General features: G+C 58.0%; 8 protein-coding genes, 1 tRNA gene and 1 pseudogene. 5 read left to right on the forward strand and 5 right to left on the reverse strand.

From position 1 onward, the window contains the following. Window positions 1-57 precede the first annotated feature (57 nt). Window positions 58-150 (forward strand) — tRNA-Ser (locus G5V57_RS26670). Window positions 151-1,053: 903 nt separating this feature from the next. On the opposite strand, the gene G5V57_RS26675 is transcribed toward G5V57_RS26670, so the two are convergent. After that, window positions 1,054-1,329, reverse strand: a complete 276-nt coding sequence (locus tag G5V57_RS26675) for a hypothetical protein (protein ID WP_165171072.1) — start codon at window positions 1,327-1,329, stop codon at window positions 1,054-1,056. 497 nt (window positions 1,330-1,826) lie between these two features. Beyond that, entirely contained in the window at window positions 1,827-2,030 is a 204-nt protein-coding gene (locus G5V57_RS26680; RefSeq protein WP_165174274.1) for a cold-shock protein, read from the reverse strand. 410 nt (window positions 2,031-2,440) lie between these two features. Between G5V57_RS26680 and G5V57_RS26685 the strand changes: the two genes are divergently transcribed. Further along, window positions 2,441-3,121: a hemolysin III family protein gene (locus G5V57_RS26685; protein ID WP_165171074.1), complete on the forward strand. Its 681-nt coding sequence runs from the start codon at window positions 2,441-2,443 to the stop codon at window positions 3,119-3,121. Between the two features lie 771 nt (window positions 3,122-3,892). Here the strand turns inward: G5V57_RS26685 and G5V57_RS26695 are convergent. The 3 genes from G5V57_RS26695 to G5V57_RS26705 form a co-directional block, all read right to left on the reverse strand. Then, complete coding sequence (locus tag G5V57_RS26695) at window positions 3,893-8,515, reverse strand: AAA family ATPase (protein WP_165171078.1); 4,623 nt, start codon at window positions 8,513-8,515, stop codon at window positions 3,893-3,895. 747 nt (window positions 8,516-9,262) lie between these two features. Then, window positions 9,263-10,339, reverse strand: coding sequence for a calcium:proton antiporter (locus G5V57_RS26700; protein ID WP_165171080.1), 1,077 nt, complete (start codon window positions 10,337-10,339; stop codon window positions 9,263-9,265). A gap of 204 nt (window positions 10,340-10,543) precedes the next feature. Continuing rightward, window positions 10,544-12,283: an adenylate/guanylate cyclase domain-containing protein gene (locus G5V57_RS26705; protein ID WP_165171082.1), complete on the reverse strand. Its 1,740-nt coding sequence runs from the start codon at window positions 12,281-12,283 to the stop codon at window positions 10,544-10,546. Between the two features lie 224 nt (window positions 12,284-12,507). On the opposite strand from G5V57_RS26705, the gene G5V57_RS26710 reads away from it, so the two are divergent. The 3 genes and pseudogenes from G5V57_RS26710 to G5V57_RS26720 form a co-directional block, all read left to right on the forward strand. Continuing rightward, window positions 12,508-13,539 carry an IS110 family transposase gene (locus G5V57_RS26710; RefSeq protein ID WP_165165892.1) on the forward strand — a complete coding sequence of 344 codons (1,032 nt, stop codon included), beginning with the start codon at window positions 12,508-12,510 and terminating at the stop codon, window positions 13,537-13,539. A gap of 448 nt (window positions 13,540-13,987) precedes the next feature. After that, on the forward strand, window positions 13,988-14,272 hold the full coding sequence (locus G5V57_RS26715) for a hypothetical protein (protein ID WP_165171085.1): 285 nt from the start codon (window positions 13,988-13,990) through the stop codon (window positions 14,270-14,272). Between the two features lie 46 nt (window positions 14,273-14,318). Then, a pseudogene (locus G5V57_RS26720) lies at window positions 14,319-14,705 on the forward strand (hypothetical protein); the annotation flags it as partial. Window positions 14,706-14,795 lie beyond the last annotated feature (90 nt).

Genomic DNA, 14,795 nt, shown 5'->3' on the forward strand with positions numbered 1-14,795 from the left:
TCCTCGGAAGATTTCCCTTCACAGCCGCGCCAAATAAGGGCAATAGGTGGCCTCGCAGGAGACGTGGCCGAGCGGCTGAAGGCGGCGGTTTGCTAAACCGTTATACGTTGTAAAGACGTATCGAGGGTTCGAATCCCTCCGTCTCCGCCAGTTTATTTTTGCAAACAAAATCAAGAGGTTACAGGTAGTCAAAGCGCGTTTTTGTAGCAGCTTTGTGGTGATGTATTTGTGATTTTGGGAAGGCGACCGCCCACAACCGAAGGAGAAATGGGCGGAACGTGATTGCAATTAGGAGAGCAATCGCCAAGTTCGATCAAAGAACACGCAGCCTAAAGAGAAACATCGAAGGCGCGCTTGTATGATCCGCACCAACGGCGGCGGCCAATAGAGGTCGCGATGGTGGGTTACCCGAAACCGCCGTATATCCCAGACGCGCCCCGGCTGTCACAAACGTCCGCAACAGGAAGTCGTCTTACTGGCGGCCCGCAAAAGGGTGAGATCGACCTGCTTGTCCAGCGACGAACTTCTCAGAACGGTCGTACGCCATTCGGGTATGAACAAGAAGGATGTCGTTTGGTCGCGCTGATCTACGGATGCGCCTGGGACGACCTTTCATCCATTGGCGATCCGCAATTGCGGAAGAGTCCGGAAGAAGATGGCTGAGCCAATTGCACCGGTTTGTAGGTTTTCTATGGAGCGTCTTTCCGATATGGTCCGACGTATTCTGCATTCGGCACAGCAGTTGGGGTCGCTGTTATCGGGGCATTGCTCACATGGCCGGACTTGCAGTTGGCTGACCCCGTAGCGAATGACCCGAGGCAGACGTGGGGCGCAATAGATTTGCTATCGGGGTTTCATAAAATCGTTTCCTCGGACATCTAAGGCAAGTTGGGATAAATGCTGGGATTCCTGGGGCGAAAAATACCTGAGGTCATGTCAGTTCAAACGCTTAGTGGCAAAGTATAGCTCCTCTGTCATCCGCCATCGGCAATATAAAACCATAAGATTGGTGATCTGAGTTCCTTCAGTCATAGTAGGTGGTCGAACATTGCTTCACTTGAACCGTTCATTCTTAGTTCGGTCACGCTTAGTCTCCGACCTGCGCTCATCCAACTGCGCGGCCTTGGTCTGCAACGGCGTGATTTCGGCGAGTTCATGTTCCTGGGCGATGCGGTCGAAACGTTCATGCTCGCATCTAACTCGATACTGGAAGCATTTACCGTCGAACGGCATGATCTGCAGAATTTCGCAGCGACTTGATTTATTGCGATTGATTACGCTTTGCAGGACGAGTGCAGTCTGGGCGACATTGAAGCGGGCAGTATCCATTGGCACGTCGTTCCTTGCTCTAATGCGCTCATTCTTTGTCCATAGGTGCCTGTTGTTCGCCGACAGGTCGATCGTCCACGGCTTCAGCTGATTTTCGCTGGCGTCTTTCCTCGCGGCGCTCCTCTTTCTCTCGGTTCTTTCGGTCCTTGGCGCGTCTCCGATCCTGACGGCCCTGTCGATAGTTGGGCGGAAATGCCATATGTCGTTCCTTGCTAAGTCGCTGCTCACATTTGTGTCGATGGCGCAGCCGGCCTTTCTCGTAACGTGTTCAAACAGGCATTTTCATCATGCGTGAACGCGGCGCTGGGCAGCGCTTCGCCCCGCGAGCGCTGGGACTTCAGTCAAGGGTTACAATGTAGCGAAAACTCCCATCTCGAACCGCGTTGTTCCCCATACTTGCGGCCCAACGGGCCGATGCGGGGATCAGCCGTGTGGATTGAACGGCGGAGCAGTCGGTACATCCGCGATCTGCTTCGCTTGCTCAATCCCCACGCTGTCTACGCCAGATTCTCGGCTGACGTCTTACCCGTCCGGCGGTCAACAACCGCTTCGAACCGGACCTTCTGGCCTTCTCTGAGTGCGCCCATATTGGCGCGTTCAACCGCGCTGATATGAACGAAAACATCCTTGCTTCCGTCTTCCGGCTGAATGAAGCCGAATCCCTTTTGGGTGTTGAAGAACTTAACAGTTCCGACCTGCATGATATCCCTTTCAAATAAACAGGCGCCGCGGGAACGCATCACGCGTCCGCTCAAACGATCGATGTTCAGGAGAGAGGTTGTCAGTTGGCGCCAGGCTTGGGCCTCGTGCGCACGACCGATAATCAATACGGCCGAAATCGAAGTACCTTTTATGGGCGTAATCCTTATCTGATGCAACCCATAACGTCAGGAGACGATCAATTGCAAGAGTCGTCAAACCATCGGTTAATCGGTCAGCTTGTCGGAATGTACAGGTAGCACGATTTTATGCTTTACTCCGTACCCCGATTACTCGCGAACCTTGTACCAGCAGAATCGTTAGGTGATTCCTTAGAATGAGATTAATTATGGCTCCTCATCTGCTTCGACGACGGGCTGTCGATTTCAGCAGTTTCCTGCGTTAAGGCTCAATGACCGCCCTCGTCAAAATCAAAATATCGGACAATCACCGGGACCATGATCGGGCCGAATTTGCTGCCGACGCGCTCGTTCATGTAGCCGGGTGCTGTCTCGGATTGGCCGGCGCGGCCGCGCTTTTGATCGTCGCTTTCAATTCTGCGACCGAAGCTGAGTTGATCTCTCTGATGGCATACCTATTTGGCCTACTCTCGATGCTTGGCTTTTCTGCAGCCTACAACATATGGCCTTGTACCAACGTGAGATGGGCGCTCCGTTGCCTTGATCACTCGGCAATCTATCTGATGATCGCTGGAACCTATACGGCTGTGTTGGCGCAGATGAATAATGCTGCTCCAGTCGGACTACTCATCGCAATTTGGATCACTGCGGCCATTGGTGTCGCACTTAAGCTACTTTTGCCTGGCCGTTTCGATCGATTGTCTCTGCTTCTCTACCTTCTCCTGGGTTGGTCCGGGGGGCTCGTGTTTGGCTCAATCGCAACGGCTCTTCCAAGTGTAAGCCTCTGGCTCCTCGCAGTAGGGGGTATCATTTACACGATAGGTGTCATCTTTCATCAATGGGAGAGCCTCCGATTTCAAAACGCGATCTGGCATAGCTTCGTGCTCGTTGCTGCATGCTGCCACTATTGGGCTATTATCTACACCGTCTCGCATGGATCCGTTGGATCCTGATTGAAGAGAAGTAAGGATGACCGTGGCGCGAGTTTAGTACTCACCTCGGCGTTCGCACCGTATCACGATCCAGAAAACGCGATCCGCCAGAGCGGACGGGCTAGGAGCCTAGCTTTCTTGCTACGTGACTGATTGCCTTGTGCAGTCTTGGTAAACTCCAGCTCAATCCCCGCAATTATACCCACGCCCACACGAAAGGCCGCCAAAAAGCAATAATCATCCGTTGATCGCCGCCAGTTGCTTATTAGAGTAAAGCGGACATCAACTGGCCGACAATCCCCGCTAGATCGGTCGAAAATGACCCAAAACGGACATTCGGTCCGTTTGCAATACCTGTGATACACATCAATTTCTCAGGATGAGTTTGCAAGATCGGAGCACGGGTGATGATTATCCGAGTCTACCGCTGCACTGTCGTTGCAGGCAGGGAAGCAGAACACAGGGCATTTGCGTTTAAGAAAAGCCATCCTGCGTTGAGTAAGGAGCCCGGCTTGATCGCGTTCTATGCGGGTAAGCCCCTCCCGGGCAGCGATGATCGAACAAGATGCATGGTTCAGATTTGGGAAAGCCTTTCAGCACTTAAGGCCGCCCGCGGTGACGATTGGGACCAACCAATGAAGTCCATTCCCGAAGAGGTCCGAGGCATCTACGATTCGGCAACGGTCGAGCATTTCGAGCTAGCGGACGAATTCCGAGCCGATTCTGTGACAAGCTGAACTGGCTAATGCGCGCGGGATCCTGCCACTGACGTCAACAGACGAGGAAGCAATATTAGCCCGGACAGTCCCCGACGTCGCCCTTGACAGGCAGGAAGAAGCGGCGGCGCTCGCAGAGGGTCAGTTCGCGTGGCACAATGCTCTTGGCAAAATTGATGAGGTCTTTTGGTGTTTGGAATACGCGGACTATCTGAACGTCTTCTTCGCCGGAAACGATGGCGATCCGGGTTCCCTCCGAATTGAATATCGCGCGCATGGGCGCCAGTCGGTTCGGCCCGCCGGAGTCACTCGCAAGGACGGCGATCTCGTGCCCCGAATTCGCTGCCCAGAGCCTCACTGTGCGATTCTGAGACGATACCGTCACGACATACAAACCGTTGGGACTGAATTGGGCGCTTGTCACGCCGCGGTGACCCCTGAGAACGGCCTTTTCTCTTCCATCCGGTACGTTCCAAATACGAACGGATCCATCGCGTGAGGCAGTAAGGAGCGAACGACCATCCTGGCTGAACGCGACTTCGGTCAGCGCGTCACTGTGGCCCGTAATAGTGGCGATGGTGCTTCCGTCCTTGATGGACCAGATGCGCGCGGTGCGGTCGAACGACCCTGTCGCAACCAGTTGGCCGTCCGGGCTGAACGCCGCCGCGCTGATCCGGTTCTGGTGACCGACAAGAACCTTGAATTCACTCCCGTCGGTCTTCAAGAGCCGCGCAATGTTGTCGTTCGTTGCTGTGATAATGAGATTACCGTCGGGGTTGAAAACAGCCTGGGGCAGGCTCCCACTTGTCCTCAGAACGGTTCGTTCTGTACCGCTTGCTGTGTCCCATAGCCGCACTTCGCCCTGAATTGTCGCCGACGCCAGTAAGCTACCATCGGGGCTAAACTGAACATTGAAAAGTCCGTTGCGAGTCTCGAGCTGCGCGACTTCGCGCCTGCTTTGAACATCCCAAATGAGAATCCGACCCGTAAGCGATGCGGTTGCGAGGCGATTTCCGTCATTACTGAACGTCGCGCTATGCATAATTTCGTGTGTGTCAAGCTCGGCAACCTCACGCCCGCTGACGACGTCCCAAAGGTGCGCCACACTATCGCCGCCTCCAGTCAATAGGTGCACATTGTCGGGGCTGAATACTGCAAAGGTCGGCGGATATTTGTGAAACAACGCAGACGTTATAACCCCGTCAATATCCCAGAGCCGAGCAGTGCCATCGTGCGATGCCGTGAGCAGGACACTGCTGTCAGCCGGGCTGAATTCTACGTGCTCGATTAAGGCCCGATGGCCGCTCAGGGTCGTAAGCAGCGATGCGTGCTGCACGTCCCAAATGCGAACCGTGCCGTCGATGGAAGGGGTGGCCAGGAAACGATCATCCCGGCTGAAAGCGCTGTTCATCTCCTTATCGCGCTCTTCGGAGGCGATGTCACTCAGTCTTAGCCCCGATTTCTCCTGACCGAGCACATCGCGCAATTTTCCCGTGACACCGTCCCAGAGCCGTGCGGTGCCATCAATGGACACGGTCGCAACAAGCCGGCCGTCGTGACTGAATATTACGCCTTGTAATTGCGTGTCGCTCTTGTGACCGGCCAACTTCGCAATTTCTGTTCCTTTGGAGAGATCCCAAAGGCTCGAAAAGGCATCGAAACCTGAGCTCCACGAGCCCAAGAGAATTCGGCTTCCGTCCGGACTGAATAAGATCCTATACACCCATTGCCGAACCGGCAGGATTCGAGTCAGCTTGCCGTCTTCCGCGTTCCAGATGTGAAGACCGCCTGAAACTGATGCGCTTGCGAAGCTCTGGCCATCGGGACTAAAGCTAGCCAAACCGTCTAGCCGGCTATTTACATTCAGAATTTTCTTTCCGGTTTGAACGTCCCAGAGTGCTGGATAATTGCCCACCCCCGCTGTTAGAAGGCGGGTTCCATCTGGGCTGAAGATCGCCGTTGGAAAGTCACCGGCCTGCGAAAGTACAAAGAGCTGTTTGCCTGAAGCAGCGTTCCATATGCGCGCGGTATCATCTCTGGCAACTGTAACGACGCGGCTTCCGTCCGGGCTGAACATAGCCCTCTCGACAGCGTCCTGATGCCCTCTCAAGATCGCGGTCTCGGACCCACCCCGGACGTTCCAAATACGCGCTGTCTTGTCGAAAGACGAGGTGACAATACTGTCGCCGCTTGGATTGAAAGCTGCGTGTGCTACACCGGCATCATGGCGGAAGACCCTGGTTTGACGGTGCGCGAATATTGCCTTGTAGAGAGCTCCTTCTGCTTCCGACAGGTACGGGCGGTCGGGTGCAGACACGTCCTTCGGCAGCGCTTCGAGCGCGAGCAAGATAGCTGCCTCCGTGTCGCCGCCCGCCGCGGTCTGCTCAGACAAAAAGGCAAGGGAAAGAGACTGATTGCGGAGGGCCTGGTCGCGCGCCGCTAGAGCCTTCTCCTCAGCGGCCTTTGCTTGTCGCTCCGCAGCTTTTGCCTGCTTCTCCGCTGCTCTCGCCTGATCCGCGCTTGTTTCGGCCAGCATGGCCTGCCGCTCCGCTTCCCGTTGTCCCCTGAATCCAACTAATGCGCCAACACCAGCAATGGCAGCGAGGAAAAGCGCGATGATGGCCGCGTAGCGTGTGCGTCGCGCGAGGCGTGTTGCCGCCGTGGCCGCAAGACTCCGGCGTTCCGCCTCGCGTTCGAGACGCTCGCGTTTTGCCGCTTCCGCCGCCTCGATCAGATTCCGCTCGGCTTCCCGATCCCTTTCCTCTTTCTCTTTTTGTACGAAAGTAGATGCCTCGACATACTCGACGATATGATCGTCGATCTCCTCTCGTCTCGACAGCAGCATTTCTTCGCCCTCGGCCAGCCGCTTTCCAGGCGGGAGCAGAAGCTCCGGGTTCTTATTGTCTGACGACCATCGGCGTGCCTCGGTCTGAAGTCGGGCGCGCGTCTCAAGAAAACTTCGGTTCGCGTTGATAATGTCACGGGCGCGCGGCCAGCGGCTTACTAGTGCTTCATGCGCCACGCGCACAACCGCACGGCCTCCGACATCTTCATCGCTGACGAGAAGTCGGGCCGCGATAAGTGCATCAACAAGGGCCGATCTTGCCGGTGTTGCGGCGACTTCGCTGAGCAAGGCGGGGCGCACAGTAACAGCCTCATCGCTCGGTCGCACGGTGGTGAGGGCCCGCAACACGGGCGGCAGTGCATCCTGAATTTCGGCGGGCAGCGCATCGACAACTTCATCGGCGCGGCGCGCAATTGCACCTTCGAGGCCGCCCAGTGCCCGATAGGCGGCAAAGGTGAGGAGCCGGCGCTCCGAACCGGCTTGATACAGCTCATCGAGAACAAACTCGAGGAGTGGCAGCGATCCGGGATCGGCGGCAGCCGCCTCCTGCAGCACGTCCTCGAGCCGGCCTTGACTGGCGGTTTCCTCGAACCGGAGGCCTGTGGCGCGGGCCGGCTCTCGGATGATCTGGCCGATCTCCGGACCGGTCGGCGGCAACAGCTCATAACTGCTGAGGCCATCTTTCAATGGCGTGAAGCCTGGAACTTCGCCGCATCGGTGGAAGAAGTCCGCCCGGATTGTCCCGATCACCCATACGAGCCCGCTGCCGGCGAGCGCCGCCAGCAACCGAACAAACGCCTCGCGCGATGCCGGATCCCTCTCCGTCGTGAACAGTTCCTCCATTTGGTCCACCGTCAGTACCAATCGCGCTTGCGAGAGAGCCAGGCCCTTAGCCGTCGCCGCTTTGCCAAGCGCTTGACGGATCAGCGCAAGCGACCGATCGGGGGCGCTGCGAAACAGGGTTGCCAACTCCTCAGCCGTCATTACCTGCGCGAGCTCAGGGAGCGCTTCCCCGCGCAACAGCCCTGCGGCCAGTGATGCAACCGCATCATGCCCTTCGGACGGCCGGGTCAGGCAGCGCCGCCACAAGGTGATGCCCGCCACCGCACCGGGTCGGGTGATCGAGGGGAGCAGCCCGGCCCGTAGAAGAGAAGACTTCCCCGAGCCGCTCATCCCATAGATCAGCAGGAACGCCTTGCCGCTGGCGGCGAGCTGCTCCAACCTCTCGGTACAGGTCGCAATAGCGCGCGCACGGCCGAAGAAGAGAGGAGCGTGATCAAAGTCGAAGACGTCGAGGCCGCGGAAAGGCGATCCGACCTGTTCCTCGGAAGCCAGGGGTACGCGATAGACATGCACCGGCCGGGCAATGTTCTTCACCTTGTGCTCGCCAAGGTCCAGGAAATCGAGCGATAATCGATCGCGAACCTGCGTGTAGATCGCCTCGGAGACACAGATACCCCCCGGAGGGGACATGGCCTCCAAACGCGCGGCAACGTTGACGCCGTCGCCCATGAGATTATCGCCATCCACCACGACATCGCCGAGATTGATGCCGATGCGGAATCTGAGGCGGCTCGCCTCGGGCAAATCGGCGTTCCGCTTGTCGATTTCGAGCTGGATTTCGGTCGCACACCTGACCGCCTCGACGGGGCTTGCGAACTCCGCAATGACACTGTCCCCGGCGCTCCCGAAGATGCGTCCGTCGTGACGCGCAATCAGATGGTCGATGACTTCCCTGTAGGCCTTGAGGACGGCAAAAGTACTCTCCTCATCCCTGCCCATCAGCCGGCTGTAGCCGGCCACATCGGCTGCAAGGATGGCAGCCATTTTGCGCTGAACGCGATCCACCGCCATGCTAGCTCCGCGGTGCCTCTTGCGCGATCTTAAGCGAAAAAGGCGCGGATGAGGAGGGCCGGTTTAACCTGAGCCGAATGACGCCGGTCGAGCCTGCAAATGCCTGCATATGGCCCTTCCTAACCGAACCGGCGCTGATCAAGAGGTCAGCTAGTGGCCCATCGCGTGATTTCGCGGCTCTGTGGAATTTGGCCGCTATCGGGGCATAGCGGACATGGCCGGACTTCCAGCTGGCTCGACCCGGTAGCGAATGACCCGAAGCGGACGCAACAGAACGGTCAATCGGGTAGCCGTCGCCCAGCTGATTGAGCCCAGCGAACCGCGAAAGCAAGCCACGCGGTCCAATAGTTCAAATTATTTGTTTACTGCTGGTACGCGCGGAGTTGTCTTAGCGATCGCGTCCAGCGGCAACGAGGAGGAACGCGGCTACATATGCTAGGCGACGGCCTATTGTACTTAGAGCCAAGCGCATCGCCACGAGTTTGTCAGACGAATAACAACGACGTGCTGACCGGCTTTCTGGTTGTGGTCCGGAATGTCTTGATCCCAACCGTGGATATTAAACACCACAGGTCCCAGACCCGGCGCGGGGGTCGTGCCAGTCGCCGAAGGCAATGCGAACAGGGATAACTTCCTCACCAGCGCCAAGGAAAAGAAAACCGATCAGTCTGCCCTTTTGTTGTAGTGATCGGTTTCGTGATGGGCGTGGGTGAATTCCGAGAGCGGGACTGTATCGCCTAGCCGCACTCAAGGCACCACAGCGAAGAACAAGAACACTGCAAAAATGACGAGGTGCACGGTGCCCTGGAGCACCGTTGTACGGCCGGTGCTAAGGGTGATTGCGCTGAGGAGCAGCGTGAGCGCCAGCAGAACTTGATCTATCGTCCCCAGGCCGAGTTCGAGGGGCTGTCGAAGCGCGATCGAAACAGCGCCAACCGCTGGAATCGTCAGACCAATGGTTGCGAGGGCAGATCCCAGTGCCAAATTCAAACTGGTTTGTAATCGATTATTCCGAGCCGCCCTGAGAGCTGCCAGACATTCGGGAAGTAACACAAGCGCAGCGATGACAATCCCCACCACCGCCTTTGGGACGCCAAGGAAGTCTATTCCAAATTCCAGAGTGGGAGTGAGAATCTTGGCAAGACCTACGACCGCGAAGAGTGAGACGAGTAGAAGTCCGCTGCTCAGAATAACAATTGTGTCGGACGGAGGGGGATGCACCTCTTCATCGTCAGTTTGGACCGGGAGGAAGTAGTCACGGTGCCGCACGGTCTGGACGAAAACGAAAGAGCCGTAGAGCACCAGCGATACAAGCCCGGCAAAAACGAGCTGTGGCGGGCTGTACTGCGGCCCGAGTTCGCTAGCCGCAAAATTTGGAAGAATTAAGGTGAGGATCGTGAGTGGGGTCAGCACTGCCAGGGCGGCGCTTGCTCCCTGGACCTGAAATCCCTGTTCATGGTGACGGGTACCGCCCAATAGCAAACAGGAACCGACAATGCCATTACAAACAATCATAACGGCAGCGTAAACTGTGTCGCGCGCTAATCCTGCCTTTTCGGCGGGAGCGGCGATCATAACCGAGACAATTAATGCCGTCTCAATCACCGTTACCGCAAGTGCGAGGACAAGCGTGCCAAATGGCTCGCCGACGCGGGACGCAATCACCTCCGCGTGATAGACTGCAGCGAACACGGTGCCGAGCAGGACGACTCCGGCGAGCAAGGCAATGAGTCGCACATCACCGAGTATAGCAGCCATCAACAATATTACGCAGGCCAAGGCAGGCCAGCCCCATGTCCACCAAGGTAGCCGTGTTGCGATCATGCTGATGCCTCAAGCAACTAGCACCATCTATCATAATTAGATTTGAGTTTCAGCACTGTTTCAAAACGCTCGAGCAAACTAGCGGGCAATGAATCCCCAGTCCGGGAAGACGTATTGCCGCTGTCGTGCAGCGGACATGGTCATGAAGTCCGAATCTGACCCATAGCGGACACTTACAAAGCCGATCGGAAATTATGCCAAACATCATTCTGGTAATCCCGCTTTGCGCAAGCCTTCGGCTAGCTTTGCTATGTCCTGCGGCCGACGAAACGGAAAGACTTGGCGTTGCATAGAGATCGAGAAATGGGGATGGTAGCTAATGATTTGGTCAAGGGCGTCCTTTGCCCGATCCAGCTTCCCTGCCAGCGCAGCACTTGCTGCCATGAGCGCCATCGAAAATAAGACTCCTTTCATCTCCAATTGCGCACGCTCCGCCCAGGCCAATGCTTCATCATGGCTCCCGGCGAGGAAATGGCCGGCAGCCATCGCCGCAAACATGCTGGCCCGATGCGAGTCGAGCGGGCTCAGCCTCAGTGCCCGTGCGGCGTACTCCTTGGCAGTTTCTGGCTCCCCAAGCCAGGCTCTTATCCAGGCACTCCAAAGCCAGGCCCAGGCCATGTTAGGATCGAGCGCGGTTGCGCGATCGACCAGCTCCCGGGCGCGATCGAGATCTTCGACCACGAAGCCCAGGGCGATTCCCGCTGCGGCGAGCGCCACCGCGTCGTCCTTGCCGAGTTCGCTCGCTCGCCTTGCCAGTCGGTCGGCTTCGACGGCCTCCTTCGCTGCGTCTTCGACCCATCCGCACACCTTGCGCATCGAATAGCATCGTGCCGCCATGCCATAGGCTGAAGCAAAGCCGGGATCGAGCTCGATCGCCCTGTGAAAATGCACCAATGCCTCCGCACAGGCAACCTTCGTCCACTGATGAAGGGCCGACAATCCGCGAAGGTAGTAGTCATAGGCATCGAGGCTTCCGGTCGGCTTGCGCCGCGATCTCTCGATTTCTGGCTGTTCAAGCTTCGGCGCGATTGCGGCAACCACGTTCTGGGTCACTTGATCCTGGAGGTCGAAGACATCCTCGACGGTGCCATCGAAGCGATCCGCCCAGAGATGAGCGCCTGTCGTACTGTCGATGAGCTGTCCCGTGATGCGGACCTTGTTTCCCGCCTTCCGCACGCTCCCTTCGAGCACATAGCGCACGCCAAGCTCGCGCCCGATCTGCTTCACGTCGACAGCACGGCCTTTGTAGACGAAGCTCGAATTCCGGGCGATCACAAACAGCCAGCGCATTCGCGACAGAGCGGTGATGATCTCTTCCACCATGCCGTCGGCGAAGTATTCCTGCTCAGGATCGCCGCTCATGTTCTGAAATGGCAGGACAGCGATCGAGGGCCTGTCAGGCAGGTTGAGAGTCAAGCGCCGAGCAGCGGGAACGCCGCGTAAGTCTTCGCGTTGCCACCGGTAGACGCGGACCGGGTGCTCGATATTTTTGACCGTTTGCTCACCCATATCCTCGAACACCGAGGCATTCTTGCCGCGCACCTCCTCGAATACTTTGCTCGAGATACAAATGCCGTCCGGCTCTGCAAGACCCTGGAGGCGCGCGGCAACGTTAACGCCATCGCCCATGAGATTGCCGCCGTCGACAACGATGTCGCCGAGATTGATCCCGATTCGAAAGCGCATCCTGTTCGGCTCAGGTAGGCTGGCATTTCGTTTGTCGACCTCGATTTGAATTTTGGTGGCGCATCTGACCGCCTCGACGGGGCTTGCGAACTCCGCAATTACACTATCGCCGGCGCTGCCAAAGACGCGGCCTTCGTGCTGCGCAATCAAGGCGTCGATGGCTTCGCGATACACCCTAAGAGTGGCAAGAGTACCTTCCTCATCCTTGCCCATTAGCATGCTGTAGCCGGCCACATCGGCTGCAAGGATAGCGGCCATTCTGCGCTGAATTCTACCCCCAGCCATGCCGGATCCTGTAATGGACAGGGCCGCATTTTAAGCGAAGTGGCGACGGATGAGTAGGGCTGACCCAAGCCCCTACAGCGGCGAGTTACCGAACCCACTTATGGCCGCTTTTGATGCTGTGGACGGCTCCTCCACCTGGTGCGCAAGTGCCATAGGATTGGTGGCCAAAAGGTGACCACGATTCGGAGGAGCTCGATATGCAAGCGGTGACGACAATCGGTTTCGACATTGCGAAGTCTGTTTTCCAGGTTCACGGCATTGACGCAGACGGCCAGGGGGTTATTCGCCAGCGTCTCAAGCGGTCACGGGTTCTCGGTTTCTTCAGGAAGCTTTCGCCTTGTGTGGTTGGTATCGAGGCATGCGCGTCCTCGCACCACTGGTCGCGCGAGTTGCAGGCACTCGGGCACACGGTTCGATTGATGCCGCCGGCCTATGTGAAGCCGTATGTGAAACGCCAGAAGAACGATGCGGCCGATGCCGAGGCCATTTGCGAGGCGGTGCAGCGGCCAAGCATGCGGTTCGTGCCGACCAAGACACCCGACCAGCAAGCCTGTCTGATGCTCCACCGTACGCGGCATCTGTTCATTCGCCAGCAGACTGCGCTGATCAATGCGATCCGCGCCCACCTTGCCGAGTTTGGCATTGTCGCACCAGTCGGCCGCAATGGCGTCGAGAAGCTGCTCGATGTGGTTGCCGATCCCGACGATGGACGCGTGCCCGAGATTGCGCGCGAGTGCCTGGAGGCACTGGGCCGTCAACTATGGCAGCTGAAGCGGCAGATCCTGACGTTCGACCAGCATATCAACGCCTGGCATCGCTCAAACGAGACCAGCCGTCGGCTCGACGAACTCCCCGGGGTCGGTCCGGCGCTGGCAACCGCGCTGGTCGCCAGTATTCCCGATCCGAGGGCGTTTCGCTCGGGACGCGACTTCTCAGCCTGGATTGGGCTGGTGCCGAAGCAGAACTCCAGTGGAGGCAGGGAGAGGCTTGGCAATATCACCAAACAGGGCGATCGATACCTGCGCTCGCTGTTCTGTGCTGGCGCGTTGGCGGTGATCCGATACGCGAAAATCCACGGCACCAAGCATCGGCCATGGCTTGCCAAGCTGCTGGAGCGGCGGCCGACAAAGGTGGCCGCGATCGCGTTCGCCAACAAGATTGCCCGCATGGCCTGGGCGATGATGGCCAAGGGCGAGCGTTACAGGGAACCCGTCGCGCTGGCTCGCTAGGGCACGGCGACTTTGGACGAGATCGCGCCGGCAACGGCGTGATGTGAAGGCTGGAAAGGACTGACAGCAGGTAACGCAGAACCGGTCGATCCGGCGATCAGGACAACCCACATGGGCCACAGCATTGTCGAATGCGAGCTTTTGACCGGGACCTGATCCGCGGAAGGCATTATGGCCAGCGGCCCTATGAGCCGCGCTCAAAGGCCGAACACATGGCTGCTACGACCAGCGCTGCGACATGCAAAAGAACCTTGACAGCCCGGAGCCGTCCACACATGGCCCTAAGGCGACATCCCAGCTACCAAATGCGATCCCCGGTTTTGAGGGGAAAGCTGCCGTGCAGCGGACATGGTCATGAAGTCCGAATCTGACCCTAAGCAGACATTGGTCCTGCAACGCCACGGCGATAGATCGAGCGACTCGAAGGCCTTATGCTATGAGGCCTTCCATGCCAAATGAGGCGATTGTGGCGCGCGATATTGGCAAATGGCTGGAAGACTTGGGCCTCGACGTACTTGCCGAGACTGGAGGAGGACTTCAGATGGAAGATATCGATTGTGGTCGCCGGATGTTTTGCGGCGGCGCCGCCGTGGCTATTGCCGCTATGCCTCTCAGTATCATGAACGCCTCGCGCCGAGCGGCCGCTCAAATCCCACAACGGGTTCAGCCGATATCCGCCGCGACTTTTGGGCCTATCAAGCAGGCGCGGGCTGGGCTGCTCAACGTCGGCTAAGCGGAAGCGGGGGTGGCGAACGGTCCCGTCGTGATCCTGTTGCACGGTGCCCGAAGGAGATGGACTCGCGAATCTGCAGCCGCTGGCGGTCGCGGAAGGAGCTACGAAGCTTATTTTGGGCACGGGAGGAAAGGCACTCACGACCGTCACGTTGTTTGACCAGGGACTTACGCAGATCTTGCAAGCGGGAGTGACCGGGCTTCTGCCGAAGCATCCCTACCAGTTGGTGCTATCGGTGAACCCCGACGGGAGTGGCACTGTGGAGCCGCTTGCCAGCTTCATGACCAACCCGGCGGGTTCGGCCGTGGTTAACGCAACTGGACCGATCCGGCAGATCGTCCAGGGTGACGTATCGGCTGCCCGCCGTTACCTTGGCATTCGTGAGGGCGCAACCGACGCGCCTGGCGCAATCGTGCAGGTTCAGCAGCCTTGATGAAACGAGGTTCGATATGGCGCAGATCTGGCTGATTACCGGGGCGGGGCACGGACTGGGACGCAGCATCGCGGAGGCCACGCTTGAACG

The organism is Nordella sp. HKS 07, assembly GCF_011046735.1.
Taxonomy (GTDB): Bacteria; Pseudomonadota; Alphaproteobacteria; order Rhizobiales; family Aestuariivirgaceae; genus Taklimakanibacter.

Excerpts from the sequence above, each read along its gene's own strand:
- G5V57_RS26685 (WP_165171074.1), top strand. The coding sequence starts at position 2,441 with ATGACCGCCCTCGTCAAAATCAAAATATCGGACAATCACCGGGACCAT.
- G5V57_RS26680 (WP_165174274.1), bottom strand. The coding sequence starts at position 2,030 with ATGCAGGTCGGAACTGTTAAGTTCTTCAACACCCAAAAGGGATTCGGC.
- G5V57_RS26695 (WP_165171078.1), bottom strand. The coding sequence starts at position 8,515 with ATGGCGGTGGATCGCGTTCAGCGCAAAATGGCTGCCATCCTTGCAGCC.
- G5V57_RS26715 (WP_165171085.1), top strand. The coding sequence starts at position 13,988 with ATGCCAAATGAGGCGATTGTGGCGCGCGATATTGGCAAATGGCTGGAA.
- G5V57_RS26710 (WP_165165892.1), top strand. The coding sequence starts at position 12,508 with ATGCAAGCGGTGACGACAATCGGTTTCGACATTGCGAAGTCTGTTTTC.
- G5V57_RS26705 (WP_165171082.1), bottom strand. The coding sequence starts at position 12,283 with ATGGCCGCTATCCTTGCAGCCGATGTGGCCGGCTACAGCATGCTAATG.
- G5V57_RS26700 (WP_165171080.1), bottom strand. The coding sequence starts at position 10,339 with ATGATCGCAACACGGCTACCTTGGTGGACATGGGGCTGGCCTGCCTTG.
- G5V57_RS26675 (WP_165171072.1), bottom strand. The coding sequence starts at position 1,329 with ATGGATACTGCCCGCTTCAATGTCGCCCAGACTGCACTCGTCCTGCAA.